Annotated in this window: 23 protein-coding genes and 1 riboswitch; of the genes, 9 read left to right on the plus strand and 14 right to left on the minus strand. The window is 62.8% G+C overall.

Annotation, left to right across the window (positions count from 1 at the left end; genetic code table 11):
* Positions 1-515 precede the first annotated feature (515 nt).
* Complete coding sequence (locus C7G61_RS00210) at positions 516-1,388, plus strand: alpha/beta fold hydrolase (protein WP_108512082.1); 873 nt, start codon at positions 516-518, stop codon at positions 1,386-1,388.
* Positions 1,389-1,525: 137 nt separating this feature from the next.
* On the opposite strand, the gene metW is transcribed toward C7G61_RS00210, so the two are convergent.
* Positions 1,526-2,194 (minus strand): methionine biosynthesis protein MetW, encoded by a 669-nt coding sequence (metW, locus tag C7G61_RS00220; protein ID WP_190241602.1) that lies wholly within the window; start codon positions 2,192-2,194, stop codon positions 1,526-1,528.
* Position 2,195: 1 nt separating this feature from the next.
* Positions 2,196-3,401, minus strand: coding sequence for a homoserine O-acetyltransferase MetX (metX, locus tag C7G61_RS00225; protein WP_108512083.1), 1,206 nt, complete (start codon positions 3,399-3,401; stop codon positions 2,196-2,198).
* An 84-nt stretch (positions 3,402-3,485) separates the two neighbouring features.
* Positions 3,486-3,565: riboswitch (SAM riboswitch) on the minus strand.
* Positions 3,566-3,741: 176 nt separating this feature from the next.
* Here metX and C7G61_RS00230 point away from each other — a divergent pair.
* The 5 genes from C7G61_RS00230 (at position 3,742) to C7G61_RS00250 (ending at position 8,265) form a co-directional block, all read left to right on the plus strand.
* Positions 3,742-4,602: a chorismate mutase gene (locus C7G61_RS00230; RefSeq protein WP_108512084.1), complete on the plus strand. Its 861-nt coding sequence runs from the start codon at positions 3,742-3,744 to the stop codon at positions 4,600-4,602.
* A 29-nt stretch (positions 4,603-4,631) separates the two neighbouring features.
* The gene (gene hisC / locus C7G61_RS00235; RefSeq protein WP_108512085.1) at positions 4,632-5,729 is read left to right on the plus strand and encodes a histidinol-phosphate transaminase; all 1,098 of its coding nucleotides are present in this window, start codon (positions 4,632-4,634) and stop codon (positions 5,727-5,729) included.
* Positions 5,726-6,667, plus strand: a complete 942-nt coding sequence (locus C7G61_RS00240; protein WP_108512086.1) for a prephenate/arogenate dehydrogenase family protein — start codon at positions 5,726-5,728, stop codon at positions 6,665-6,667. The genes hisC and C7G61_RS00240 overlap by 4 nt, the downstream gene beginning before the upstream one ends.
* Positions 6,668-6,907: 240 nt before the next feature.
* Positions 6,908-7,657 carry a hypothetical protein gene (locus C7G61_RS00245; RefSeq protein WP_244608077.1) on the plus strand — a complete coding sequence of 250 codons (750 nt, stop codon included), beginning with the start codon at positions 6,908-6,910 and terminating at the stop codon, positions 7,655-7,657.
* A 383-nt stretch (positions 7,658-8,040) separates the two neighbouring features.
* Positions 8,041-8,265 (plus strand): hypothetical protein, encoded by a 225-nt coding sequence (locus C7G61_RS00250; protein WP_108512087.1) that lies wholly within the window; start codon positions 8,041-8,043, stop codon positions 8,263-8,265.
* A gap of 375 nt (positions 8,266-8,640) precedes the next feature.
* On the opposite strand, the gene C7G61_RS00255 is transcribed toward C7G61_RS00250, so the two are convergent.
* The 7 genes from C7G61_RS00255 to C7G61_RS00285 all read right to left on the minus strand — a co-directional run bounded on the left by C7G61_RS00255 (position 8,641) and on the right by C7G61_RS00285 (position 14,780).
* Positions 8,641-9,552 (minus strand): heme o synthase, encoded by a 912-nt coding sequence (locus tag C7G61_RS00255; protein WP_108512088.1) that lies wholly within the window; start codon positions 9,550-9,552, stop codon positions 8,641-8,643.
* A 132-nt stretch (positions 9,553-9,684) separates the two neighbouring features.
* Positions 9,685-10,107, minus strand: a complete 423-nt coding sequence (locus tag C7G61_RS00260) for a c-type cytochrome (protein WP_108512089.1) — start codon at positions 10,105-10,107, stop codon at positions 9,685-9,687.
* Positions 10,108-10,241: 134 nt separating this feature from the next.
* Positions 10,242-10,643: a cytochrome C oxidase subunit IV family protein gene (locus tag C7G61_RS00265; protein ID WP_190241603.1), complete on the minus strand. Its 402-nt coding sequence runs from the start codon at positions 10,641-10,643 to the stop codon at positions 10,242-10,244.
* A gap of 9 nt (positions 10,644-10,652) precedes the next feature.
* Positions 10,653-11,375, minus strand: a complete 723-nt coding sequence (locus C7G61_RS00270; protein WP_108512091.1) for a heme-copper oxidase subunit III family protein — start codon at positions 11,373-11,375, stop codon at positions 10,653-10,655.
* 10 nt (positions 11,376-11,385) lie between these two features.
* Entirely contained in the window at positions 11,386-12,090 is a 705-nt protein-coding gene (locus C7G61_RS00275) for a cytochrome c oxidase subunit 3 (RefSeq protein WP_108512092.1), read from the minus strand.
* Positions 12,087-13,862, minus strand: a complete 1,776-nt coding sequence (locus tag C7G61_RS00280) for a cbb3-type cytochrome c oxidase subunit I (protein ID WP_108512093.1) — start codon at positions 13,860-13,862, stop codon at positions 12,087-12,089. Before C7G61_RS00280 ends, C7G61_RS00275 begins: the two co-directional genes overlap by 4 nt.
* 84 nt (positions 13,863-13,946) lie before the next feature.
* Positions 13,947-14,780 carry a cytochrome c oxidase subunit II gene (locus tag C7G61_RS00285; RefSeq protein ID WP_108512094.1) on the minus strand — a complete coding sequence of 278 codons (834 nt, stop codon included), beginning with the start codon at positions 14,778-14,780 and terminating at the stop codon, positions 13,947-13,949.
* Positions 14,781-15,313: 533 nt separating this feature from the next.
* Between C7G61_RS00285 and C7G61_RS00290 the strand changes: the two genes are divergently transcribed.
* Positions 15,314-16,222, plus strand: a complete 909-nt coding sequence (locus C7G61_RS00290) for a DUF2189 domain-containing protein (RefSeq protein ID WP_108512095.1) — start codon at positions 15,314-15,316, stop codon at positions 16,220-16,222.
* Positions 16,223-16,842: 620 nt separating this feature from the next.
* Here the strand turns inward: C7G61_RS00290 and C7G61_RS00300 are convergent.
* The gene (locus C7G61_RS00300; protein WP_108512097.1) at positions 16,843-18,030 is read right to left on the minus strand and encodes a DUF2125 domain-containing protein; all 1,188 of its coding nucleotides are present in this window, start codon (positions 18,028-18,030) and stop codon (positions 16,843-16,845) included.
* Positions 18,031-18,140: 110 nt separating this feature from the next.
* Between C7G61_RS00300 and C7G61_RS00305 the strand changes: the two genes are divergently transcribed.
* Complete coding sequence (locus C7G61_RS00305; RefSeq protein ID WP_108512098.1) at positions 18,141-18,746, plus strand: gamma-glutamylcyclotransferase; 606 nt, start codon at positions 18,141-18,143, stop codon at positions 18,744-18,746.
* Positions 18,747-18,908: 162 nt separating this feature from the next.
* On the opposite strand, the gene C7G61_RS00310 is transcribed toward C7G61_RS00305, so the two are convergent.
* The 4 genes from C7G61_RS00310 to ftsE all read right to left on the minus strand — a co-directional run bounded on the left by C7G61_RS00310 (position 18,909) and on the right by ftsE (position 22,508).
* Entirely contained in the window at positions 18,909-19,784 is an 876-nt protein-coding gene (locus C7G61_RS00310; RefSeq protein WP_145963530.1) for a class I SAM-dependent methyltransferase, read from the minus strand.
* Positions 19,785-19,998: 214 nt separating this feature from the next.
* Entirely contained in the window at positions 19,999-20,715 is a 717-nt protein-coding gene (locus C7G61_RS00315) for a YdcF family protein (RefSeq protein WP_108512100.1), read from the minus strand.
* A 169-nt stretch (positions 20,716-20,884) separates the two neighbouring features.
* Positions 20,885-21,856 (minus strand): cell division protein FtsX, encoded by a 972-nt coding sequence (locus tag C7G61_RS00320; protein WP_108512101.1) that lies wholly within the window; start codon positions 21,854-21,856, stop codon positions 20,885-20,887.
* Positions 21,849-22,508, minus strand: a complete 660-nt coding sequence (gene ftsE, locus C7G61_RS00325; protein WP_108512102.1) for a cell division ATP-binding protein FtsE — start codon at positions 22,506-22,508, stop codon at positions 21,849-21,851. The genes C7G61_RS00320 and ftsE overlap by 8 nt, the downstream gene beginning before the upstream one ends.
* A 306-nt stretch (positions 22,509-22,814) precedes the next feature.
* Here ftsE and C7G61_RS00330 point away from each other — a divergent pair, with 306 nt between their 5' ends.
* Positions 22,815-23,699 (plus strand): MJ0042-type zinc finger domain-containing protein, encoded by an 885-nt coding sequence (locus C7G61_RS00330; protein ID WP_108512753.1) that lies wholly within the window; start codon positions 22,815-22,817, stop codon positions 23,697-23,699.
* Positions 23,700-23,717: the final 18 nt, after the last annotated feature.

Genomic DNA, 23,717 nt, shown 5'->3' on the forward strand with positions numbered 1-23,717 from the left:
GGGTTGGCGCCGGCAAAGCCGCCGGCCTGGATTTGCGCAGCCCCGCGCTCCCAGCGCGACTTCCGGGCCGCATGGCGATGGTGGCGATGGGCGTAATGATGCTTGGCATGATGGCCGGCGTGATAAGCGCGAGCGTGTCGCCCTGCGCCGTGGTGAGGCCGTGCCGAAGCTGGAGTGACGAATGCAACGATGGAAACCGAACACAGTGCCAGCGCGATGAAACGAAGCGACCGGCGAAACGCAAACAACTGACGCATACTAAGCCCTCTGTAACACCCCCAACTTCCCCTTTGCGTTCGTCCACGAACGACCGCGGGCGGCGTTTTGCGTCGCGATGTGACGAGACGAAGATTTCATGTGGCGCTGCGGAAACAATTCCGGGGTGATTCCGCGCTCATTCGATGGCGAAAATGAAACTAAACTGCCGTATTGCGGCCGCGAGAATTAATTGCAATTTTGCTGCCCGGCCACGCAAGGATGTTGCGTGAAAACAAGAAAATGGAGAAGAATCCGAAATGCCCTATGCCGTCGCCAAAGACAGCGTTCGTCTGCACTACGAAGAGACGGGAAGCGGGACGCCGATCATCTTCCTGCACGAGTTCGCGGCCGACCACACCAACTGGGAGCCGCAGATGCGCTACTTCTCGCGCGGCCACCGCTGCATCGCCTATTCGGCGCGCGGCTATACGCCCTCCGACGTGCCGCCTGACGCCGCCGTCTACACCTACAAGCATTTCTACACCGACGCGCTCGCCGTGCTCGATCATCTCGGCATCGCGAAGGCCCATTTCATCGGCCTGTCGATGGGCTCCTATTCCTCGCTGCAGGTCGGCCTCAATGCAGCCGACCGGGCACTGTCGATGACGCTCGCCGCCGTCGGCTCAGGCTCTGCCATCGAGCATCTCGACGCCTTCCGCGCGCAGTGCCGGGCCAATGCCGAGCAGTATGAGGCGATCGGCTCGGTGGAAGTCGCCAAGGTGACGCGCGAGGCGCCGAGCCGGATTCCATTTTTGCTGAAAGACCCGCGCGGCCATGCCGATTTCTACGCCGCGCTGGCGCGGCATGACGCCAAAGGTTCGGCCAACACCATGCGCAGCTTTCAGGGCGCACGTCCCTCGATCTACACCATGACCGATGCGATCCGGCGCGTGCCGACGCCGGCGCTGATCCTGTGCGGCGACGAGGACGACAATTGCATCGGGCCGAGCCTGTTCCTGAAGCAGCACCTGCCGGCGGCGGGGCTTTCGTTCTTTCCGAAGTCGGGCCACGTACTCAATCTGGAAGAGCCGGCGCTGTTCAACGAGATGGTGGAGCGGTTCATCGCGCTGGTCGAGGCCGGGAGATGGCCGGTGCGGGATCCGCGGTCGATGGTGGCGGCGCCGGTATAGCCCCGTCATTCCGGGGCGATGCGAAGCATCGAACTATGGTGCGCAATTGCGCACCTGAGAATCTCGAGATTCCCCGATGCGCAATTGCGCATCTGAGGTCTGGTCCTTCGGACCATCCCGGAATGACGGCAGTGGCGTCACTTCCCCGCCCCACCCCTACTCAGCAAAAACACGCCCTGCTCGCCGAACATGTTCCAGACCCACCAGGGCAGGTTCAGCGGCACCGGGCGGCCGTAGAGGTCGAGCGCCACCGCGCGCTCCATCTTGACGTTGATCTCGTCGCAGAGCTGCACGAAATCCTTGATGGTGCAGAAATGGATGTTCGGCGTGTCGTACCAGGTGGCGGGGAGATTTTCGGTGCGCGGCATGTGTCCGCCGACGAGCAGTTGCAGCCGCATCTTCCAGAAGCCGAAATTCGGGAACGAGACGATGGCGCGCCGGCCGATCCGCAGGAGATTCTCCAGCACCGGCTTCGGCTGCCGCGTCGCCTGCAGCGTCTGCGACAGGATCACGTAATCGAAGGCATCGTCCGGATAATTGACAAGGTCGGTGTCGGCATCGCCCTGCACCACCGCGAGCCCCTTGGCGACGCAGCGGTTGACGCCCTCGCGCGACAGCTCGATGCCGCGGCCGTCGATGCCGCGGCTCTCCAGGAGTTGCAGCAACTCGCCATCGCCGCAGCCGACGTCGAGCACTTTTGAGCCGGCCGGAATCATTTCGGCGACCATGAGATGATCGGTGCGATACTTGCCCGTGCGGTCGGGCGCTATGCCGCCGAGCGGCAGGGCCGGTTCCTGAACCGCCATATCAACCACCCGCACCATTGGAGAGCCCACGCGCCTTGCCGGCCGATTCCAGGAAGGCGCGGGCAATGTCGAAGAACTCCGGCACGTCGAGCAGGAAGGCGTCGTGGCCGCGATCAGTCTCGATCTCGGCGAACGACACCCTCGCGCTGGAAGCGTTCAGCGCATGCACCAGCGCCCGCGATTCCGAGGTCGGGAACAGCCAGTCCGAGGTGAACGACACCACGCAGAAGCGGGTCTTGATGCCGCGAAACGCCTGCGCCAGCACGCCGCTGTGGTCGGCGGCGATATCGAAATAGTCCATCGCCCGCGTCAGATAGAGATAGCTGTTGGCGTCAAAACGCTCGACAAAGGACGAGCCTTGATAGCGCAGATAGCTTTCGACCTGGAAATCCGCGTCGAACGAGAAGGTCGGCAACTCGCGGTCCTGCATCCGCCGTCCGAACTTGCGATGCAGCGCGGCATCGGAGAGATAGGTGATGTGCCCGGCCATCCGAGCCACGGCCAATCCACGATGCGGATGGGTGCTGCGTTCGAAATAGCGCCCATGATGCCAGTCCGGATCAGCCATCACGGCCTGTCGGCCGAGTTCATGAAACGCGATGTTCTGTGCGGAGTGGCGCGTCGAGCAGGCGACCGGCAGCGCCGAGTACACGCGCTCCGGATAGGCGGCGGTCCATTGCAGCACCTGCATGCCGCCCATCGATCCGCCGATCACGCAGAACAATGTTTCGATGCCCAGCCGATCGAGCAGCATAGCCTGCGCGCGGACCATGTCGGGGATCGTGACGATTGGAAAATCCAGCCCCCACGCCTTGCCGGTAGCCGGATTGGTCGAGGCCGGACCGGTTGACCCCATGCAGCCGCCGATCACATTCGAGCAGATGATGAAATACCTGTCGGTGTCGAGCGGACGGCCGGGACCGACCATGATTTCCCACCAGCCGGGCTTGCCGGTCAGCGGATGCAAATTGGCGACATGCTGATCGAGGGTCAGCGCGTGGCAGATAAGGATGGCGTTGGAGCGGTCGGCGTTCAGTTCGCCATAGGTCTGATAGGCGATCTGGAACGGCGCCAGGTCGACGCCGCAATCGAGCGTCAGCGGCTGATCCATGCCGAAGGTCGCGACCAGCGACGTCGGGTGGTCGGCCTCATGGGCGCGATCCTCGCCCTGGATCGACGGGCTGGTAATCGAATGCACGTTTGTCATCGCGGCGACCTTCCTCCTCGCGGAGGCTCTACGGACAGAATCAGGCCATAAAAAACCCGGCCTGAACAAAAGGTTCGACCGGGATCAACTCTGTCCCCGGCCTGTTTAGCGAGTTGTTTAACGTGGCTGCAAGCCGGCCGGCTCAAATGACCACGGAATGGAACAAAGCTAGTCCCGCCCAGGCATTTCGTCAAGGCAGGCGGGGGCCGGACGGCATGGTTAACCCGATCGTGCAGGGCTGGCCCGTGACGTTTCTCTTTGCTTTCAGCGCCCGTCTTTCCTAATCAATGCAACTGTCTGCCGGGCGCATCGGGCGGTTCGGCACCAAGGTTTTTCGAAGATGTCCAAGGTCCCGTCCAAGGCACCCCCGGCCCCGCCCTCGCTGCAGGAATTGCGCAAGGAGATCGACGCGATCGACGAGCAGGTCCATCGCCTCCTGATGGCCCGCGGCGACATCATCGACCGGCTGATTCAGGTGAAGCAGACCCAGGAAGTCGGCTCGGCGTTCCGCCCGGCGCGCGAGGCCAGCATGATGCGGCAACTGGCGCAGCGCCATCGCGGCATCCTGCCGCTCGACACCATCGAGAGCATCTGGCGCGTCATCATCTCGACCTTCACTTACGTACAGGCGCCATTCGCGGTGCATGCGGATGTCTCGGTCGGCGAACCCGCGATGCGGGATTCGGCGCGCTTTCATTTCGGCTTCGTCGTGCCTTATGTCGGCCATTTCAGCGCGCAGGCCGCGGTGGAAGCGGTGGCGAAATCGAAGGGCGATCTGGCGCTGGTCTCGGCAATCTCGGGCCGCACGCCGTGGTGGATCGCGCTGGAAGCTGACGGCGCGCCAAAAATCATCGCGCGGCTGCCGTTCCTCGAACGCGCCGACCATCCGGCGGCGCTCCCCGTCTTCCTGATCTCGCGGGTCGCCGACGATGCCATGGTGACCGAGGTCCAGATGTGGAGCGTCCGCGTCTCCGGCTGGAACGCCGATATCGCGCGCGCCGTGGCGCCGCTCGCCGAAATCGTCGCCGTGCCCGACACCGCCTTCGACGGCGCGGCGCTCCTGGTGTCGGATGCCGGTGCCGGCTTCGAGAAGATCAAGACCGCGCTGATCAAGGCCGGCGCCTCGGTGCGCTCGTCGGCCCTCGTCGGCAGCCACGCAACGCGCTATACGGTGCCCCCTAACGGGTCGGCCAAGTCCTAAGCCGCGCCTTGAATATCCGGAGCCAGAAGATGAACCGCCCCGTGCCGAATCCCGGCATTCTCGATATTGCGCCCTACACGCCCGGCAAGACGCCGGTGCCGGAGCCGGGCCGCAAGGTGTTCAAGCTGTCCGCCAACGAGACCCCGTTCGGGCCGTCGCCGAAGGCGATCGAAGTCTATAAGGCCGCGGCGGCGCATCTGGAGGACTATCCGGAAGGCACCTCGCGGGTGCTGCGCGAGGCGATCGGCCGCGCCTATGGGCTCGATCCCAACCGCATCATCTGCGGCGCCGGCTCGGACGAAATCCTCAACCTGCTGGCGCACACCTATCTCAGCCACGGCGATGAAGCGATCTCCACCGCCCACGGCTTTCTGGTGTACCCGATCGCCACGATGGCGAACGGCGCGAAAAACGTCGTCGCGCCCGAGACCGACTTTACCGCCGAGGTCGACGCCATTCTCGCGCGCGTGACGCCGCGCACGAAACTGGTGTGGCTGGCCAACCCGAACAATCCGACCGGCACCTATGTGCCGTTCGACGAGGTCAAGCGGCTGCGCGCCAGCCTGCCGCAGAATGTGCTGCTGGTGCTGGACGCCGCCTATTCCGACTACGTGTCGCGCAACGATTACGAGCTCGGCCTGGAGTTGGTGGCGACCACCGAAAACACCGTGATGACGCACACGTTTTCCAAGATCCACGGGCTGGCTGCGCTGCGGATCGGCTGGATGTTCGGCCCTGCCAATATCATCGACGCCGTCAACCGGATTCGCGGGCCGTTCAACGTCTCGACGCCGGCGATGCTGGCGGCGGTCGCCGCGATCGAGGACACTGCGCATGTCCAGATGTCCAAGGCGTTCACCGAGCAGTGGCGCAACTGGCTGACCGAAGAAATCGGCAAGCTGGGGCTCAAGGTGACGCCGAGCGTGGCGAATTTCGTGCTGATCCACTTCCCGCAGGAGAAAGGCAAGACGTCGGCGGACGCAGACGTATTTCTAACTAAACGAGGCCTGGTGCTGCGGGCGCTCAACAATTACGGCCTCCCCCACGCCCTGCGCATGACCATCGGCACCGAGGAGGCCAATCGCCTCGTCGTCGAGGCCTTGCGCGACTTCATGGCGGCCAAATGAACGCAACGCCGATCTTCCGACGCGTCGCGCTGATCGGCTTCGGCCTGATCGGCGGCTCGATCGCGCGCGCCGCGCGGGCCCAGGGGCTCGCCAGCGAAATCGTCACCACCGCGCGCTCGGAGAAGACCCGCGCGCGGGTGATTGAACTTTCCGTCGTCGACGAGGTGCTGGAGACCAACGCGGAAGCTGTCAAAGACGCCGACCTCGTGATCCTCTGCATCCCGGTCGGCGCCTGTGGCCCGGTCGCGCAGGAGATTGCGCCGTTCCTGAAAGCCGGCGCGATCGTGTCCGACGCCGGCTCGGTCAAGGGCGCGATCGTCCGCGAGATGGCGCCGCATCTGCCGGCGAATGTTCATTTCGTTCCGGCCCACCCGGTCGCGGGCACCGAGCATTCCGGGCCCGATTCCGGCTTCGCCGAACTCTTCATCAACCGCTGGTGCATCCTCACGCCGCCCGATGGCGCCGATCCGATGGCCGTCGAAACGCTGCGTGCGTTCTGGGCCGGCATGGGCGCCAAAGTCGAGATCATGACGCCCGATCATCATGATCTGGTGCTGGCGATCACGAGCCACCTGCCGCATCTGATCGCCTACACCATCGTCGGCACGGCGGACGAGCTGGCGCAGGTGACGTCGTCGGAGGTGATCAAATTCTCCGCCGGCGGCTTTCGCGATTTCACCCGCATCGCGGCGTCGGACCCGACGATGTGGCGCGACGTGTTCCTCAACAACAAGGAAGCCGTGCTGGAAATGCTCGGCACCTTCAACGAGGATCTCTCAAAGCTCACCCGCGCGATCCGCCGCAATGACGGCGAAGCGCTGTTCGAGCATTTCACCCGCACCCGCGCGATCCGCCGTGGCATCGTCGAGATCGGCCAGGATTCAGCCGCGCCGGATTTCGGCCGCCCGCATCCGCCGCTGGGGAAGAAGGCGGAGTGAGGGACACCGCTTCGGCACTTGCGCGCCGCTCTCCACACGTCATTGCGAGCGAAGCGAAGCAATCCATCTTTCCCCGTGTGGAGGCCTAGATTGCTTCGCTTCGCTCGCAATGACGTGGAGAGATCGTCAACCTTGTAGCCTGGATGGAGCGCAGCGCAATCCGGGCTACGAAGCTCCCCTCACGCGCGCCGGTTCGGCGGCGTGAAGGTTGATATTCAACGACAGGGTTGGGCAGGCATCATGGCTCTGGAAATCTTTACATTGCGGGAACGACCCGATCTTCGGCCATTGATCTTCTCTGCTGAACTGGATTCGGTCTGGCCGGAATTCATGCGGCATGACCCGGCGGCGCAGCTCTACTTTGCGCCATCGAGATTCGATCGGTACCTTGACTATGCGTTCGTCGGCGTCGCCGAAGGCAAGGTCGTCGCCCGGGCATTCAGCGTACCGTTCGCTTTCAACATCGACGGCCGCGCCGAACTCCCCGATGGCGGCTGGGACGAGGTCATCCGTTGGGCCCACGATGATCAGATGGCAGGGCGCGCTCCGAATGCGCTGAGCGCCCTGGAAATCAGTTTGCTTCCCGAAGCGCGAGGCGGCGGCAATTCGCTGGCGTTGCTGGACGCCATGAAAGCCTGCGCGAAAGCCCACGGGTTTGCGGAAATGTTCGCTCCGGTGCGACCAAACCAGAAGCATCTTCGTCCGTTCGTGCCGATGCGCGATTACGTTAACACGGTGGGTGCCGACGGCTTCCCGACCGACCCCTGGCTGCGTACTCACCTTCGCGCCGGGGCAAGACTCGTGAAGATTGCGCCCTATTCCATGACGATTGTTGGCAGTATTGCCGACTGGTCACGTTGGACCGGAACGTCGTTCGATCGGTCTGGCGAGATCGCGATTGCGGGCGCGCTTGTGCCGGTCATGATTTCACTCGAACAGGATTGTGCGGTTTACGTCGAACCCAACGTATGGGTTCGGTACGCATTGTGACGACCATCCCTTCGTCATTGTTTCGAGCAGTGTAGCGGCGCGAGCCCCAAACCAACTCATCAGCGAGACGCAATTCCGGCGTGTCTTTGGCAATACTGTGCGTGTTGGCCGGAGGAACGACAGTGCATCCGCCGTCGAAGAAGGCGGAGTGAGGGAAACACTGCCATCGCCGCGCCTTGTCGATTGATCGCTACGGCCGCGCTCCGTTGGACAGGCGAGAGCGCGATAACTCTCAGTCGGCGGCGCCTGATGCTCACCGGCCGCCAGTGGGTCCACACTACGCTTGAGGTGCAGCATCGCCAGCCTTTATTTGCGACTTATGTCCGCTACCCAACAGACGCGGTCGGGGAACTGGGCGCTGAATTGTCCTGCTGGAGGCTACAATGGGCGCGTACTACGATCCGGAAACCCTGACGATCCTGCGCAAGGCGCTGGACGACGCCTGGTCGCGTCTACCCGACGAGCGCAAGGCCCTGATCCGAAAATCCGACATGGCGGACCGCATTTTCCGGCAAGCGGAGAAGGGCGAACGCGATCCCGGCAAGCTGTGCGCCGCTGCGCTGATCGGCCCTTCCAGGCTGGAGGCGGGCTATGTTCGAAAGACCTGATCCGATCCTGCTGCCGATTGAGCGCCCTCGGTGTTCGAGATGTCAGGCACGAATGAGGCTTGGGCGGATACAGCCGCTGCCGGACGGCTCCGAGAAGCGCGTGTTTGAATGCCCGAAGTGCGACCTGGTAGAGACGAAAATCATTGCCGATCCGCTCAGGTCGGAACCGATCTCGCGCTTGACCGAGAACGTCAGGCCGCCACGCTGAACGCACCGCATCGATGCGCGGTCACGCGTAGGATGGGTGGAGCCAACGGGTCGCGCGAACGCGCGCCCGATGACAGGCTCCGCGATACCCATCGCTGCCATTGACCGCGATTGATGGGTATCGCTACGCTCCACCCATCCTACGGTTTGTAGGCGCGCGCGAGCGCATTAGAGAGGCTGAACATAGGGTACAGCATTCATCAACAGCGCGCCAAAAAGAAGAACCAGATAGAGCATGGAAAACACGAACAGGCGACGCGCAGGCTGCCTTTCCCTGTCATCGCTCCGACGTACCTGCCATGAGAGAAAAATCATGATCGCTCCAAGCATCGCCGCGGCCGCGCCATAGATCGCCCCCGCGAACCCCAATACCCAGGGCAGCAGTGAGACAGGAGCCAGAACAACGCTGTAAAGAAGAATCTGGCGCTTTGTTTCGGCCCGGCCGGCTACGACCGGCAACATCGGCACCCCAGCGCGAGCATACTCACCGGCAAGATTGAGCGACAGTGCCCAGAAATGGGGTGGCGTCCAAAGGAAGATGATCAGGAACAGGACGAGCGGTTCGAGCCCAACATTTCCGGCGGCCGCGACCCAGCCGATCACCGGAGGGAGCGCGCCAGCCGCACCGCCAATGACGATATTTTGCGGCGTTCGGCGCTTGAGCCACATCGTGTAGATGACGACATAGAAGAAAATTGTGAAAGCAAGCAGCGCAGCCGCGGCCATGTTCAGGAAAGCGCCGAGGCCTAGAACGGCGCACATGCCGAGCATCAGTCCGAAAACCAACGCTTCCGAGCGCGATACACGGCCGCTGGGAATTGGACGCATGGCGGTGCGCGCCATCAACGCATCGATGTCGGCGTCGTACCACATATTGAGCGCACCTGCAGCGCCGGCTCCGGCGGCTATACAAAGAAGAGCCACGACACCGGCGAAGGGATCGATGCCGCCTGGTGCGACCATGAGACCGACCAGTGCGGTAAAGACGACCAGCGACATAACGCGCGGTTTCGTCAGCGCGACATAGTCCCCGATGTTGGCATAGCTCCCGCGAACGAGAATTGAACGATTGATTTGCATGAGATTAATGCCTCCCCTTGCCGCCGACATGGCGGCATCTTTCAGTCCGGTACTCAAGAAAGCCATCGGTTGTAGAACGCTCTTGTCAGGCAGTCTCCGAAATGCGCAGGCCGGTTTCACCGACTGCGGCCGCTACCGCAGCTTTGCGAGCTTGCTTTCCGCCGGGACAATTCCCGCCTTCTTTCCCGTCGCATCGAACTGCTTGAGGTAGGCGACGATGTCGTCAATCTGCTTTGGATCTTTCAAGCCTGGAAAAATCATTTTGGTGCCGGGTATCTTGGCTTTCGGATCCTTGATGTATTCCCGGAAGGTTGCTTCATCCCAGGTGATTCCGGAATTCTTGTTCGCGGGTGAATAGCTGTAGCCTTCAATGGTCCCGGACTTTCGCCCGAAGAGCCCGTTGAGCAACGGGCCAACGGCGTTCTTTGCGTTCTCCCCGATCTGGTGACACGCCTTGCATTGGACGAAAACCTTCTCGCCGGAAGCCGCATCCTGGGCATAGCCAGGAACGATTGCGAAGATTCCGGCTCCGAGCACGAGAATGAAACGGCGCATCCGACTGTCTCCATGGCCGACAAGGAATATGGTCGCGCAAACCGCAGCGACTATCTTGCCAATTGGCAAGCATAGCCTCGTGCCGACTAGCCCAGCGAGTTGATCCTCCCCCTTCTGATGCGAGGCGGCAGTATTTAAGTCGGCGACGCGAAGAACAGGACCCGGATGAGATGCGTGTACTCGGATTCGAACACCATGATGGCGACGAAGACCAGCACCAGCACCGGCGGCAGCAGGATGGCATAGGCGAGCGCCAGCCGCTCCCAGGCCATGTGCATGAATACGGCGACGATCAAGCCGGCCTTCAACACCATGAACAGCAGGATCAGCGACCATCTGAGATAGCCCTGGAAGCCAAAATAGTCGACGAGATAAGAGAAGGTGCTGAGGACGAACAGCCATCCCCAGACCACGAGATAGAGCTTGATCGGATGCTGCTGCCCCTCTGCGTGCACGGCTCCTGATACGTGTGCTTCATGCACGGGCATGTGTAACGAAGGCTGTTGTCGTTCTAGATGTACCGCTGCGTCTACCATGCGCTGACCTCACCACAGATAAAAGAAGGCAAAGATGAAAACCCACACAAGATCGACGAAGTGCCAGTACAGGCCCATTATTTCGACGATCTCGTAATTCCCCTTCCTGCTCGTGAAGAAGCCGCGGCGCCCGTGATCGAAATCTCCGCGCCAAACCTTTCGCGCGATAGCGACCAGGAAGATTACGCCGAACGTCACGTGGGTGCCGTGGAACCCCGTGATCATGAAAAAGCTTGAACCAAACTGCGCCGCGCCCCACGGGTTTTCCCAAGGCCGGACGCCCTCCATGATCAGCTTGGTCCATTCGAACGCCTGCATTCCGACGAAGGTTGCGCCAAGTGCCGCTGTGACCAGCATCAATACCGCGGTCTTGGTGCGATCACGGCGGTAACCGAAGTTGACGGCCATCGCCATGGTCCCGCTGCTGCTGATCAGGACGAAGGTCATGATGGCGATCAGGATCAGGGGGATATGATGCCCGCCAATGGTGAGAGCGAATACCTCGCTCGGATTCGGCCACGGCACGGTCGTGGACATTCGCGCGGTCATGTAGGACAGCAGAAAACAACTGAAGATAAAGGTGTCGCTCAGGAGGAAGATCCACATCATGGCCTTCCCCCAGGAGACATTCTTGAATGCGCGCTGGTCCGAGGACCAGTCGTCAGCAATGCCCTGCCAGCCGGTAGCTCGCGCGGCCGGTTCTCCCGGGTTTGTCAGCGCAGTCTCTGCCATCTGGTCTCTCCTAGCTGAGCAACCGCCGACAGATGTCGACGAAATCGTCCGTCCAGCCCGTCAGCAGACCAAGCAAGACCAGCCAGACCAACAGCAGGAAATGCCAGTAGATCGTGCAGAGCTCCACGCTCAGGCGCACCTGGGGCATCTCGGCGCCACGCCACACCTTGGCCGTCGTTCTGCCGAGTGCCACCAGGCCACCCATCAGGTGCAGCCCATGCGCAGCGGTGATCATATAGAAGAAGGAATTGGCTGGATTGGACGCCACGAAATAGCCCGCGGCCCTCAGCTGTTGCCACACCAGCAATTGCCCAATCAGGAACGTAACTGCGGACGCCCCCCCTGCGCACAGGCCGACGATGACACCGTCCATGTTGTCCCGGCGCGCGGCCACGTATGCCCATTGCAACGCGACACTGCTCACGACCAGCACGCCGGTGTTGAGCCACAGCAGCCCCGGCACGGGCAGTGCCCGCCAGTCCACCATGTTCATGCGCATGGAGTAAGCGCTGATGAAGAGTGCGAACAACGAGGTGGCGACGGCGAGAAACACTCCCAGTCCGATCTTCGCTGCCGGCAGGGTCATTGCTCCCGTGCCCGGGAAGTCGTCGATCGAACCTTCTTCCAGCCAGGGCTTGGCTGTCAGCCGTTGCTGTGAGAGCCACCATCCGACGATGACCGCTATTACAGCCATGAACAGGATGATGGCGCTCACGGAGCAGCTCCCTGGAGGGCCGGCGTCGCGCGTGGCTGGTTCTGCGGAATGAAGTCCTGGGCAGCACCGGGCACGCTGTAGTCATACGCCCATCGATAGACCACCGGGAGCTCCTTGCCCCAGTTGCCGTGCCCGGGCGGGGTTTCCGGCGTCTGCCACTCCAGTGTTGTCGCCCGCCATGGATTGCCACCCGAAGGCCTGCCCTTGAAATAGCTCCAGACAAGATTGAACAGGAACACCATCTGGGCGAGGCCCACGGTCAAGGCCACCACGGTAATGAAGGCATTGAGCGTATGGACGTTCGGCGTGATGAACGCCGCTTCGCCGATGTCGTGATACCGCCGCGGAATTCCCTGCAGCCCGAGATAATGCATGGGAAAGAAGATCAGATAGGCGCCAAGGAACGTGACCCAGAAATGAAACTTGCCCATCCAGTCATCCAGCATCCGCCCCGTTACCTTGGGGTACCAATGATAGATCGCGCCCAGCACGACCATGATCGGCGCCACGCCCATCACCATGTGGAAATGCGCGACGACGAACATGGTATCCGACAGCGGGACGTCCACGACGACATTGCCGAGGAAGAGGCCGGTGAGTCCGCCGTTCACGAATGTGATGATGAAGCCGAGCGCGAACAACATCGGGACCGTGAGATGAATGTCGCCGCGCCACAGGGTCAGTACCCAGTTGTAGACCTTGATGGCGGTTGGGATGGCGATGATGAGCGTCGTCGTGGCGAAGAAGAACCCGAAATGCGGGTGCATGCCGCTCACATACATGTGGTGCGCCCATACGATGAAACTGAGCGCGCCGATTCCCACGATAGCCCAGACCATCATGCGATAGCCGAAGATGTTCTTTCGCGCGTGAGTGCTGATCAGATCGGAAACGATGCCGAAGGCAGGCAGGGCGACGATATAGACCTCAGGATGACCGAAGAACCAGAACAGGTGCTGGAACAGGATCGGACTGCCGCCGCCATACTTCATCTGCTGACCCATCTCGACGAGGGCCGGCATGAAGAAGCTGGTTCCCAGAACACGGTCGAACAGCATCATGACAGAGGCGACGAACAGCGCCGGGAAAGCCAGCAGCGCCATCACGGTGGCTGTGAAAATGCCCCACACCGTCAGGGGCAAACGCATCAACGTCATGCCGCGCGTGCGCGCCTGCAGCACGGTCACCACGTAGTTCAGCCCGCCCATGGTGAAGCCGATGATGAACAGGATCAGCGAGGCCAGCATCAGAATGATGCCCCAATCCTGCCCGGGGGTGCCGGAGAGAATCGCCTGCGGCGGGTACAGCGTCCAGCCGGCGCCGGTTGGCCCGCCGGGCACGAAGAAGGCCGCAGCCAGCACGATGACCGCGAGCAGGTAGACCCAGTAGCTCAGCATGTTCACATAGGGGAAGACCATGTCCCGGGCGCCGACCATCAGCGGGATCAGGTAGTTGCCGAAGCCTCCAAGGAACAACGCCGTGAGTAGGTAGATCACCATGATCATGCCGTGCATGGTGATGAATTGAAGGTATTGGTTCGCATCAATGAAGGAGAATGTGCCAGGAAATCCCAATTGCAGCCGCATCAGCCACGACAGCACCAGCGCGACCAGCCCGATTGCCGTCGCCGTCAGCGAGTACTGGATGGCGATGACTTTGGCGTCCTGCGAAAAGACGTACTGCGTCCACCAGCTTTTGGGGTGATAGAGCTCAACCTCCGGCACTTCGGCAGGCGGAACGTCTGCGATTCTGTCATACGGGACATCGACCATCGACTTACCTCCCGGTCGTTTCTCCATCACGGCGCGATGAGAGCGTCTTGCGCGCCCAATTTATCTTCGCAGCAGCAGCATTTCTTATTTGCCGCCGGATTCGTACGTCGCCCTCTTAATGGCGCTTTGGCCTGACAATTCCGCAAACGTCTTCTGCTTCTCCAGCCAGGTCAGATAGTCGCTCTCGTCGTCGACGAAAACCTTGGCGCGCATCTGCGCGTGCGCAGCGCCGCACAGCTCGGCGCAGAGAACATCAAACGTTCCGGTTCGGATCGGGGTCATCCAGAAATAGGTGACCATGCCCGGGACCATGTCCATCTTGGCGCGGAACTCGGGCACATAGAAATCGTGCAAGACATCGAGGGAACGAAGCAAAACCTTGACCGGCTTGCCGACGGGGAGATGCAAGTCGTCGCTTGCGATGACAACGTCGTCCTGCCCATGCTTATCGTCGGGGTTCAAGCCCATAGGGTTGTCGGAGCTGACGTACCGAACATCGGTTGTGCCCATCCGGCCGTCCTTGCCGGGGAGGCGGAAGCTCCAGTTCCATTGCTGGCCCATGACTTCGATCTCGGTGGCGTCGGCCGGAACCGTGACGAACTGGTGCCAGACCACCAGGCCGGGCGCCAACATGGCGCCAACGCCGATCGCGGTCCCGATGGTGAGCCACCATTCGAGCTTCTTGTTTTCGGGATTGTAGGCTGCCTGCCTTCCTTCCTTGTGATGGAAGCGGAAGACGCAATAGGCCATGAACGCGATGACCGCGAAGAAAACCGCTCCGGTGATCCAGAAAGTTATGTTGATGGTGTCGTCAATGTAGCGCCAGTTGGTGGCGATCGGCGTCCACCACCACGGGCTGTAGATGTGAAACAGCACCGAGCCGACGGCGACCAGAAGCAATATGAGCGCAACAACCATCCCTCGCTCCTTCTTGCCAGTAAAGGCAACGGAGTCGAATCAGAGGGCGGAGCCCGCATCTGTCTCGATGGCCGACTTCACATGCGCCATCGCAGTGCGTCTTGCCTCGCCCACTTTGACCGGTCGCGACATCCAAACGTGGCACCGAGCACACGTTACGACCGCTTTCATCGGAATCCAGGGCGTCAGAAATTAAGGATGGTACGCGTCGGCGCTGGCGTCAATAGATCACTTGAGCGTCGACACGCTGCGCAGATGCAGCAAGCTGGCGAGCCAGCACAATCGTTCGACGATGACGCAACGCACCAAATGACCGCGAACGTGCACAGTTCACCAAACCGTGAGCGCTGTCGGGGTCGCATGGCGCTAAGCTCGCTGGGCAGGTCGCGACAAGTTTCGTCCGGCTAAGCTCCTTTCGTTGGACCAGGGTTTGCCGTACTCGGCTCGGCCGCGACTCTCGCACATCAATGCGGAGACACGCGGGTTGCGGCGTCGTTTGACCGCCGCTACTGCGAGCACGGGAGGTTGCGCCTATGGCCACCACGTATTCTGACAGCATCGCAAAGTTTGGACGGCACGTTTTCGGTGACGCCGCCACATATCCCATTCGCAAGATCGAACTATCCGACCTGGGCGAGGCGCTGCGCCTGGGCTGGGAAGATTTCAAGGCAATGCCAAGTCACGCGGTTGTGGTGTGCGTGATTTATCCCGTTCTCGGTATTGCGCTGTTCAGGATGGTCCTTGGCTACTCGATACTGCCGCTGCTGTTTCCGCTGGCGGCCGGGTTTGCCTTGCTTGGACCCTTTGCCGCGATTGGTCTCTACGAGCTCAGCCGCCGCCGCGAGCGCGGCGAGGAGGTCGGCGTCTGGGATGCGCTTCACGTGCTGCGCGCTCCGGCTTTCGGCGCCATGATCGAACTCGGCGTGCTCCTGCTCGTTCTGTTCGGAGCCTGGATCGGCGTAGCGAATGCGATCTACGTCTCAATCTTCGGCCACGCACCGGCTGCGAGCATCCCCGATTTTGCAACGCGCGTGCTGACGACTCCGGAAGGATGGTCGCTCATCATCGTCGGTTGCGGCGTTGGTTTTCTGTTCGCGGTCATTTCGCTGTGCGTCAGCGTCGTGTCGTTTCCGTTGATGCTCGATCGGCATGCCACGGCGATCGACGCCATCCGGACGTCGCTGCGGGCCGTGATGATGAATCCGATTCCGATGGCCGGGTGGGGGCTGATCGTCGCGGCGCTGCTGGTGATCGGTTCGATACCGCTCTTCGTCGGTCTCGCCGTCGTTCTGCCGGTGCTCGGTCATGCCACCTGGCATCTGTACCGGAAAGTGGTGGAGCCGAATCCCAATCCTCCACAGGAGGAACCCCATCTGCGGAAAGGACACCGCTACGCGGCGGATTTCCCGGCCAATCTCTTCCCGTGGAGCCACGAGCGCTAGCTCGTAATGATTGAATGGATCCCGGAGCAGCGCCGCCGATTCGTATCGGCCGCGCTGCCGGATCAGCGACGGACGCCTCGCATCGGCAATGGGTGAATCAGTTACGTGCTCGTGGCCCCGGCAACTCGGACCGCGCAGTGCGGCTCATAGCCGATGCCCTCCTCCCGGACTGGCTGCTGCCGTCTGCACATCGGCTTGGCTGTTCGAGGCTAGCTAGAAACCGGCCCCCGATAGCAACAGAACTGCACCGAGTGCCATAAGGAAAAGGCCCGGCCAATTCGTTCCGAGCCCCAGGAATCGCAAGCTGCGCCGTGGCGGCTCCAAAGTATCGCGAGCGGGCCGGGAGGAATCCCGGCCACTAAGCGGTCCCCGCCAAATAGCGGTGCGTGCCAGGTACAGGAATCCGCCGATAACGAGGAGCGCGCCAAGTCCCATCAGGAACATTCTCGCCTCTCTATTTGTCGCTGCCCCGCACGATACAACCGGACTCAAGCATCCAGGCCCGAAAAACGTTCCGGCCAGGTGCTGTAATTCGGCGCGTAGGATGGGTAGAGCGCAGCGAAACCCATCGCTGCAATCGCGATTGATGGGTTTCGCTTCGCTCTACCCATCCTACGGTCTCAAAACAGCGGCGGTATCTGCCCCACCTTCAGCGGGCCTAAAAACACCGCGCCGTCGACGAAGCGCAGCGGGAAGGCGCGGGCCTTCTTGCCTTCGAGCTCCGCCTCCTTGCCGAGCGCATTGATGCCCGCGGCGACGCCGGTATTGGCGTTCTGCTTGACGACCTTGCCGAGCCCCGGGATCGCCCGGTCGAGCGCGCCGAACAAATTGTTGAGGTCTTGCGATTTCACGCCAGGTGCTACGCGATCGAGCGTTGCCTGCGGCACGCCCTCCTCCAGCATCTTTTCGATTCCCAGCGCCGGAATCACTTTCTCGATGCCCGCCACCGTCATCTGCAATTCGCCGTCGATCCGGCCCTGGGCGTTGAGGCTCAACGTACCTGCGGCGACCGAGACCAGATCGCCCTGCTGAACCCGCGAGCGCACGACTTCGACACGGCCGCCTGCCGCCTGCAACTCCCTGAACCGCTCCGGCCAGGGCTTTGGCGTGAAATCCTTCAAGCCGCTCAGCCTGGTTTGCACGTCGACATCGAACGGCGCAGCCAGCAGCGGGTGCACTTCCTGCACGCTGCCGCCCGATATCTGCAACACGGTCTCGATCACGGGATTGTCCTGCGCCGAGCCTTCGGCGAACCGGCCGTGCAGCTGGGCCTGGCCGGCGCGCGCGAGCGGCGTCTGTACCGGTCCGTTGACACGATCGATCGAGGGATTCTCGAACACGATGGAGGCGCGCTGCGGAATGTCGGGCAGTCCGCTGACGCTGCTGCGGCCGCTGGTCCAATTCACCTTCATCGACGGCGGCTGGCCGCGATCGGCCAGCGTGGCCGGCGCCTTGAATTCGGCGATCAGCAGTTTCGGCTGGTAGATCTGCGCGATCACCATGATCTCGCCGAGCCGCGCGGTGAACAGCGCCTTCGCATCGGCCGTCTGCGAGACCAGCGCAACGCTGGCGTCGTCGCAGCGGACTTCGAAACGGAATGGAAAGCCCGCGACCTCGCGCTTGGCGCACGCATAGATCCGGCCGGATTTGGCCTCCTGCGCGGCCCACGCGTCGGCGCGGACGCCCACTTCGGACGCGGCATAGAACCAGAATGCGCTCCATGCCGCGGCGGCGACGACGAGCAAAGCGGGCATGATGAAGAGGCGCCACAGCGGGCGCCGGCGCGGCGCGGGGGTCGTGTCAGGCATGCGGCGTCCTTTGGCTAGCGATTTTGTCAAATGTAAGCATCCACCGATCACAACAAAAGGCATTGATTTTACTTCGCTTTGTCGTTCGGTTCTGGTAGCGGTGCGCGGGCATGTCCGCGACTGGTCTCAACGATACGGAATTCTCGACAGGCGACCTCTGGGTGTTCGGTTACGGCTCCCTGATGTGGCGCCCGGGCTTCGAATTCATCGAACGCGTTCCGGCGCGGCTGATCGGCGAACACCGCGCGCTCTGCGTCTATTCCTTCGTCCATCGCGGCACGCCGGAGAAGCCGGGCCTCGTGCTCGGGCTCGACCGCGGCGGCGCCTGCCGCGGCGTAGCGTTCCGGATCGCGGAGAAGAACCGCACCGCCACCATCGCCTATTTGCGCGAGCGCGAGCAGGTCACCTCGGTCTACCGCGAGGTGAAGCGCTCGGTGTGGCTGGAAAACGAGGCGCGCCAGCGCGTCAGCGCCCTCGTCTACGTGGTCGACCGCGGCCACGTGCAATATGCCGGACGGCTGTCGCCGGCAGAACAGTTGCGCCATGTGCTGCAAGGGCACGGCCAGTCCGGCGTCAACCGCGACTATGTTCTCGCCACCGTGAAGGCGATCGAGGCGGAAGGTTTTCGCGATTCCCAATTGCACCGGCTCGCGGCGATGCTGCACGACGCGCATCCGCTTCATCCTGCCAAAGGGGATGCACAAGACGCGTCATAGATTGGCTTGTTCACCCGCGGCATGCTGCGCCTGTATGTGGTGCGCTGTGACTCCTGGATCCGTCGCTCGACCTCAACGCGCCGTCAGGGCGTGAGATAGAAGTCCACCCAAAGCCGGAGGCCCACGGAAAGGGCAAAGATTACGATCAGCACCGGCGGCAGGCTATTGTGCAACGATCCGTCCCCTTAGCGCGAACAAATCGGCCGGCTCATATTGCCGGAATCGCGGCGCGACATTGTCCACGATCTCGGCCGATGGCTCGCCCGGTACCGAGCTTTCTTCAAGAATCGCGAACCCGGCCTCGCGGAACAGCCTGACATAGTCGCTGTGCCGAAGCCGGTTGACGTATTGCAAGCCACTGTTGAAAGGGCGCCACTGCGCGTCGTCGTATTTCAGGAAATTGAACCGCGAGAGACTACTGTCCGAACGGGCATAATGGTCGCTGTAGTCGATCGAATGCGTCGTGATTCCGACGGTCACCGCCCGCAGTCCCGCGAGCAACCGCACAAGCTGGTCCGGCGGGATGTGCTCCAGCACCTCGTTCGAGCAGGAGCAGTCGACCTTCTGATCAGTATCAGTGACGTCATGCGGCGCCCGGTAGCAGACGCCAAAACGTTCCAGATGGTCCCAGCTTTCCAGCGTGACATCACCGGTGAGGATTCGCCGCGCCGCATGCTGGATCAGGTCGAGCCGCGCCAGACGGTTGACGTCCGAGGCTATGACCTTCGCGACCCCGAGCCGCCGCAGCGCCAAAGGGACAGCGAGATCCCGGCCGGCGCCGATTTCGAGCACCGACGACGGGGTTCCACCGACATGTCGCGCATAGTCCTCGACGACACGGCGCGCAATATTCTGAAGTGAAACAAGTGTAGCAGCGGGCCGGGGCCAGGTCCGCGTCACATGCCGTTGCAGAAAATAGTGCGCGTGCTTCCCGCCCGGCATTTCGAGCACCCGGAACGCCATCGCTTTAAGTCGCCAACCCATAGGTAAACAACCTACAGGCGAGTCCGGGTCAACACAACATGGAACCGCGGTCATCCCGGGTACCCGTGCTGGTTCCAGATTCCTCCACGCCGCTTGCTTGATGCGTGGACGACGCCAGTTCGCGACTTGTGCAGGTTGCCGGCATTTCACTAACGCCGTTCAGTTTGCACCGACGGACGCGTTCATGATCACGCCGGAATGATTCACTGCGCGGCAGGTTGCAGAGACGCCGCGTGCCGGCGCGATGTGTCGACAATCAAAAGCCTGCTCAGTTGGCTTGCGCCGTCGCCGGCCGGCGCGGCGCCGGCGCGGGCTGATCAGAAAGTTCGGGCGCCAGGTCGACACCTGCATCCGCCAGCCGCACGCGCACTTCGGCGGCGACATATTTCGCGTACTCCGACAGCAACAGACGCAGCGTCGCACCGCTGGTCCACCACGGCTCGTCGCGCCAGCGGTCGCCGACCACCGCGAACGGAATCAGCGTGACGTCGGGCATCGCATGCGACAACTCCAGGATGGCGCGCGGCATGTGATAGTTCGACGTCACCACGATCAGCGACTTGAAGCCGCGCTCGCGGAGCCAGCGCCGCGTCTCCGCGGCGTTGCTCCTGGTATTGACGGCCGAACGGTCGAGATCGACGCAACAACGCAACAGCAGTGACTGGTTGTCGGGCAGCGAGCGCGAAATGTCGCTCAGGGCATTGGTCGGATGCACGCCCGAGATCAACAGCCGCTTGCCGTAACCGCCGGCCAGCAATTCCATCGCGTCCGACACCCGCGACGAGCCGCCGGTCAGCACCACGATCCCGTCGGCGTTGCGCGCCGGCCTGATTTCGACGCCGCGCAATTGCGAAAGAAAGGCGATGAAGCCCACGGCCGCGCCGACGAACAGGATCGCCATGGCGCCGACGACGACGGCGCGCAGCCATCCGCGCGGCCGCGCGGCCGGCGCTCTCGGCGTGCTGTCGTCGTACTGCAAACCCATCTGGTCCGGCGATCCTCTCCCCTTGAGCCGCGTTTCGATGGAATCGAAACCAGGCTCCAGATTCCCGATTTGACGCGTTTTCCTGACGCGAACCGGTCCCCACTTTACTTGAAAAGCTTTAGCCTAATTCTAGAACGTTTTCAGACGAAGTGGAGTCCCGGCCCCCGCGTCAATCGATGTCATCCAGCGTGGCGAACAGCGTTCGCCGCGAGGCCCAGGCGGTAATGGCGGCGATCGCCACGGCCTGTACCGCGAGCGCCAGATAGCCCGAGGGCGGCAGCGAAAACGTCCCCAGCAGCGCGGCGAATTGATCGCCGACGGGGGTGCCCGAGAACCAGGCGGCGATCGATTCGGAGAAGCCGAAACCCAGCATTGCAGCGCCGCCGCCGATCACCCCGCCCTCCAGCCCTAATCTCAGAAAATGCCGCAGGAAATGGTTGGCGATATAGCGGTCGCCGGCGCCGACGAAATGCAGCACCTCGACGATCGGGCGGTTCGCCGCCATCGCGCCGCGGGTCGCGAACGAAACCGAAATGATCGTCGCCGCGATCACCAGCACCAGAATGCCGATGCCGGCAAATACGGTCGCGCCGGTCATCGAGCGCATGCGCTCGATCCAGGCGCGGTGATCGTCGACGCTCGCCGACGGCGCCACCTGGGTCACCCTGGAGCGCAGGCCTGCGAGGTCGAGCGTGGTGCCGGGCTGGACGCGCGCGACGATGACGCGCGGCACCGGCAGCTGCTCGATCGACAACCCGCTGCCGAGCCACGGCTCCAGCAACCTGGCCGACTCGTCCTTGCTGAACGGCTTGACCTGGACGATACCGGGCTGCGTCCGCATCGCCTCCGCCGCCGCGGTCACGTCGCGCTCGAGATCGCGCCCTGCCTGCGGGCGCACCTGCATGGTGATTTCGCTGGCGACTTCGGACTGCCATTCCGCAGCCGATGCGCTGACGAGCAGCACGGTGCCGGTGGTGATGGAAGCGAGGAACGTCATGATGGCGACGACGGCGACCAGCGCGCGGCCGGAGATCGACGCTCGCGGCACGATCGGCGACATGTTGCGCGCACGCGCCGGCACCTGCGGGCGCTCCGTCCCGAGATCCACCAGCGGCCCATGCTCGTCACCCATCCTACTCATAGATGTGCAACCGTCCCTGGTGCAGCACCATTCGCCGCGCCTCGTACTGGTCCATCAGCGTGATGTCGTGGGTCGCGATGATCACCGCGGTGCCCAGCCTGTTCAATTCGATGAACAGCCGCAGCAGGCGGCGGCCGAGCGTCGGGTCGACGCTGCCGGTCGGTTCGTCCGCCAATAGCAATTGCGGCCGCGAGATCACCGCGCGCGCGATCGCGGCGCGCTGCTTCTCGCCGCCCGACAGGATCGGCGGCAGCGCATCCATCCGCTCGCCGAGGCCGACCCACCGCAGCAGGTCGATCACCTCCCGGCGATAGCTGGATTCTTCGCGGCCCATCACGCGGAACGGCAGCGCCACGTTCTCATAGGTCGTCATGTGGTCGAGCAGGCGAAAATCCTGCAGCACGATGCCGATCTTCTGGCGCATGTTCGCGACCTGATCCTTGCCGAGCAGCGAGACGTCCTGGCCGAACAGGTTGACGAGGCCGCGCGTCGGCCGAATCGACAGAAACAACAGCCGCAGCAGCGAGGTCTTGCCGGCGCCCGAGGGACCGGTGAGAAACTGGAAGGAATGCGCCGGAATCAGGAAGGTAAGGTCGCGCAGAATCTCCGGGCCGAGCCCGTACCGCAAACCGACATTTTCGAACCGAACCAAGCTCAGCTCCGCTCGACATGAGCCGTGGCCGAGCTCCGCTCGGCATGGGCAGTTGCCGAGCTCCGCTCGGCGTGGGCAGTTGCCGAGCTCCGCTCGGCGTGGACAGTGGCCGAGCTCTGCTCGGTGTGGGCCGCGGCCGTAAACCCCGGACTTGAACCTGAACCTGGACCCGAACCCGAACTTTGGGCCCGTGGCCCGCTGGTTTGGGAACCAACCGGACAAAACGGTTTTGCGACCGTTATGGTTTCCGATTCGTTAACGGTCGCTATGTAGCATCCGGACAAAGACACGGTAGAGATGGGCTCCATGCATATCGTTTGCCCTCATTGTACAACATCTTACGCCATCAATCCGACCACCTTGGGACCCGCAGGACGTACCGTCCGCTGCTCGCGCTGCAAGGAAACCTGGCTGGCGCGGCCCGAAGACGCGATCGAAATGGCGGACGCCATGCCGGCCGCCATGCCAGCTTCGGCGCAATCGGCCCCGCCGGCCGAAAACGATGCCGCGGCCGAATGGGAGGCGCTGGCGCGCGAGGAAGAGGGGCTGGACGCCCCGGTGGTCGACAGCCCCTCGATTTCGGCCGGCTGGCCGGCCGAGGGCGAAGGTTCGCAGCCAGGCGGCGACAGCGACTGGCCGTCGGCCGCCCGGCTGGATGCGGAGGACCATGAGGAGGTCCCGATCACCACGCACCGCCAGCGGCTGGCCCGCCTGTTCCGGCTGCCGTCCCTGCCCCACATCCCCTTTATGCCGTCTGTTGGCCTGCCGACCGCCTGCGCCGCTATGGGCGCGCTGATCCTGGCGCTGATGATCTGGCGCGCCGATGTCGTGCGGCTGCTGCCGCAAACCGCGACATTCTACAAGATGGTCGGGCTGGAAGTGAACCTGCGCGGGCTGGCGTTCAAGGACATCAAGGTCAGCAACGAGACCGTGGACGGTAAGCCGGTCCTGATCATCGAAGGCACGATCATAGGCGAGACGAAAAACCCGGTCGAATTGCCGCGGCTGCGCTTTTCCGTCCGCGACGCGCAAGGCACCGAGATCTACGCCTGGAACGCGGTGCTCGAGCAGCCGGCGCTCAAGCCCGGCGAGCGCGCCTACTTCAAGTCGCGGCTGGCTTCGCCGCCGCCCGAAGGCCGCAATATTGACGTACGCTTTTTCAACAAGCGGGATCTGGCCGGTCAGGCCTGAACCAGGCCGCCCATCCCG

This window comes from Bradyrhizobium algeriense, assembly GCF_003062295.1.
In the GTDB taxonomy this organism is placed as follows: Bacteria; Pseudomonadota; Alphaproteobacteria; order Rhizobiales; family Xanthobacteraceae; genus Bradyrhizobium; species Bradyrhizobium algeriense.

Excerpts from the sequence above, each read along its gene's own strand:
- C7G61_RS00210 (WP_108512082.1), top strand. The coding sequence starts at position 516 with ATGCCCTATGCCGTCGCCAAAGACAGCGTTCGTCTGCACTACGAAGAG.
- metW (WP_190241602.1), bottom strand. The coding sequence starts at position 2,194 with ATGGCGGTTCAGGAACCGGCCCTGCCGCTCGGCGGCATAGCGCCCGAC.
- metX (WP_108512083.1), bottom strand. The coding sequence starts at position 3,401 with ATGACAAACGTGCATTCGATTACCAGCCCGTCGATCCAGGGCGAGGAT.
- C7G61_RS00230 (WP_108512084.1), top strand. The coding sequence starts at position 3,742 with ATGTCCAAGGTCCCGTCCAAGGCACCCCCGGCCCCGCCCTCGCTGCAG.
- hisC (WP_108512085.1), top strand. The coding sequence starts at position 4,632 with ATGAACCGCCCCGTGCCGAATCCCGGCATTCTCGATATTGCGCCCTAC.
- C7G61_RS00240 (WP_108512086.1), top strand. The coding sequence starts at position 5,726 with ATGAACGCAACGCCGATCTTCCGACGCGTCGCGCTGATCGGCTTCGGC.
- C7G61_RS00245 (WP_244608077.1), top strand. The coding sequence starts at position 6,908 with ATGGCTCTGGAAATCTTTACATTGCGGGAACGACCCGATCTTCGGCCA.
- C7G61_RS00250 (WP_108512087.1), top strand. The coding sequence starts at position 8,041 with ATGGGCGCGTACTACGATCCGGAAACCCTGACGATCCTGCGCAAGGCG.
- C7G61_RS00255 (WP_108512088.1), bottom strand. The coding sequence starts at position 9,552 with ATGCAAATCAATCGTTCAATTCTCGTTCGCGGGAGCTATGCCAACATC.
- C7G61_RS00260 (WP_108512089.1), bottom strand. The coding sequence starts at position 10,107 with ATGCGCCGTTTCATTCTCGTGCTCGGAGCCGGAATCTTCGCAATCGTT.
- C7G61_RS00265 (WP_190241603.1), bottom strand. The coding sequence starts at position 10,643 with ATGGTAGACGCAGCGGTACATCTAGAACGACAACAGCCTTCGTTACAC.
- C7G61_RS00270 (WP_108512091.1), bottom strand. The coding sequence starts at position 11,375 with ATGGCAGAGACTGCGCTGACAAACCCGGGAGAACCGGCCGCGCGAGCT.
- C7G61_RS00280 (WP_108512093.1), bottom strand. The coding sequence starts at position 13,862 with ATGGTCGATGTCCCGTATGACAGAATCGCAGACGTTCCGCCTGCCGAA.
- C7G61_RS00285 (WP_108512094.1), bottom strand. The coding sequence starts at position 14,780 with ATGGTTGTTGCGCTCATATTGCTTCTGGTCGCCGTCGGCTCGGTGCTG.
- C7G61_RS00290 (WP_108512095.1), top strand. The coding sequence starts at position 15,314 with ATGGCCACCACGTATTCTGACAGCATCGCAAAGTTTGGACGGCACGTT.
- C7G61_RS00300 (WP_108512097.1), bottom strand. The coding sequence starts at position 18,030 with ATGCCTGACACGACCCCCGCGCCGCGCCGGCGCCCGCTGTGGCGCCTC.
- C7G61_RS00305 (WP_108512098.1), top strand. The coding sequence starts at position 18,141 with ATGTCCGCGACTGGTCTCAACGATACGGAATTCTCGACAGGCGACCTC.
- C7G61_RS00310 (WP_145963530.1), bottom strand. The coding sequence starts at position 19,784 with ATGACCGCGGTTCCATGTTGTGTTGACCCGGACTCGCCTGTAGGTTGT.
- C7G61_RS00315 (WP_108512100.1), bottom strand. The coding sequence starts at position 20,715 with ATGGGTTTGCAGTACGACGACAGCACGCCGAGAGCGCCGGCCGCGCGG.
- C7G61_RS00320 (WP_108512101.1), bottom strand. The coding sequence starts at position 21,856 with ATGAGTAGGATGGGTGACGAGCATGGGCCGCTGGTGGATCTCGGGACG.
- C7G61_RS00330 (WP_108512753.1), top strand. The coding sequence starts at position 22,815 with ATGCATATCGTTTGCCCTCATTGTACAACATCTTACGCCATCAATCCG.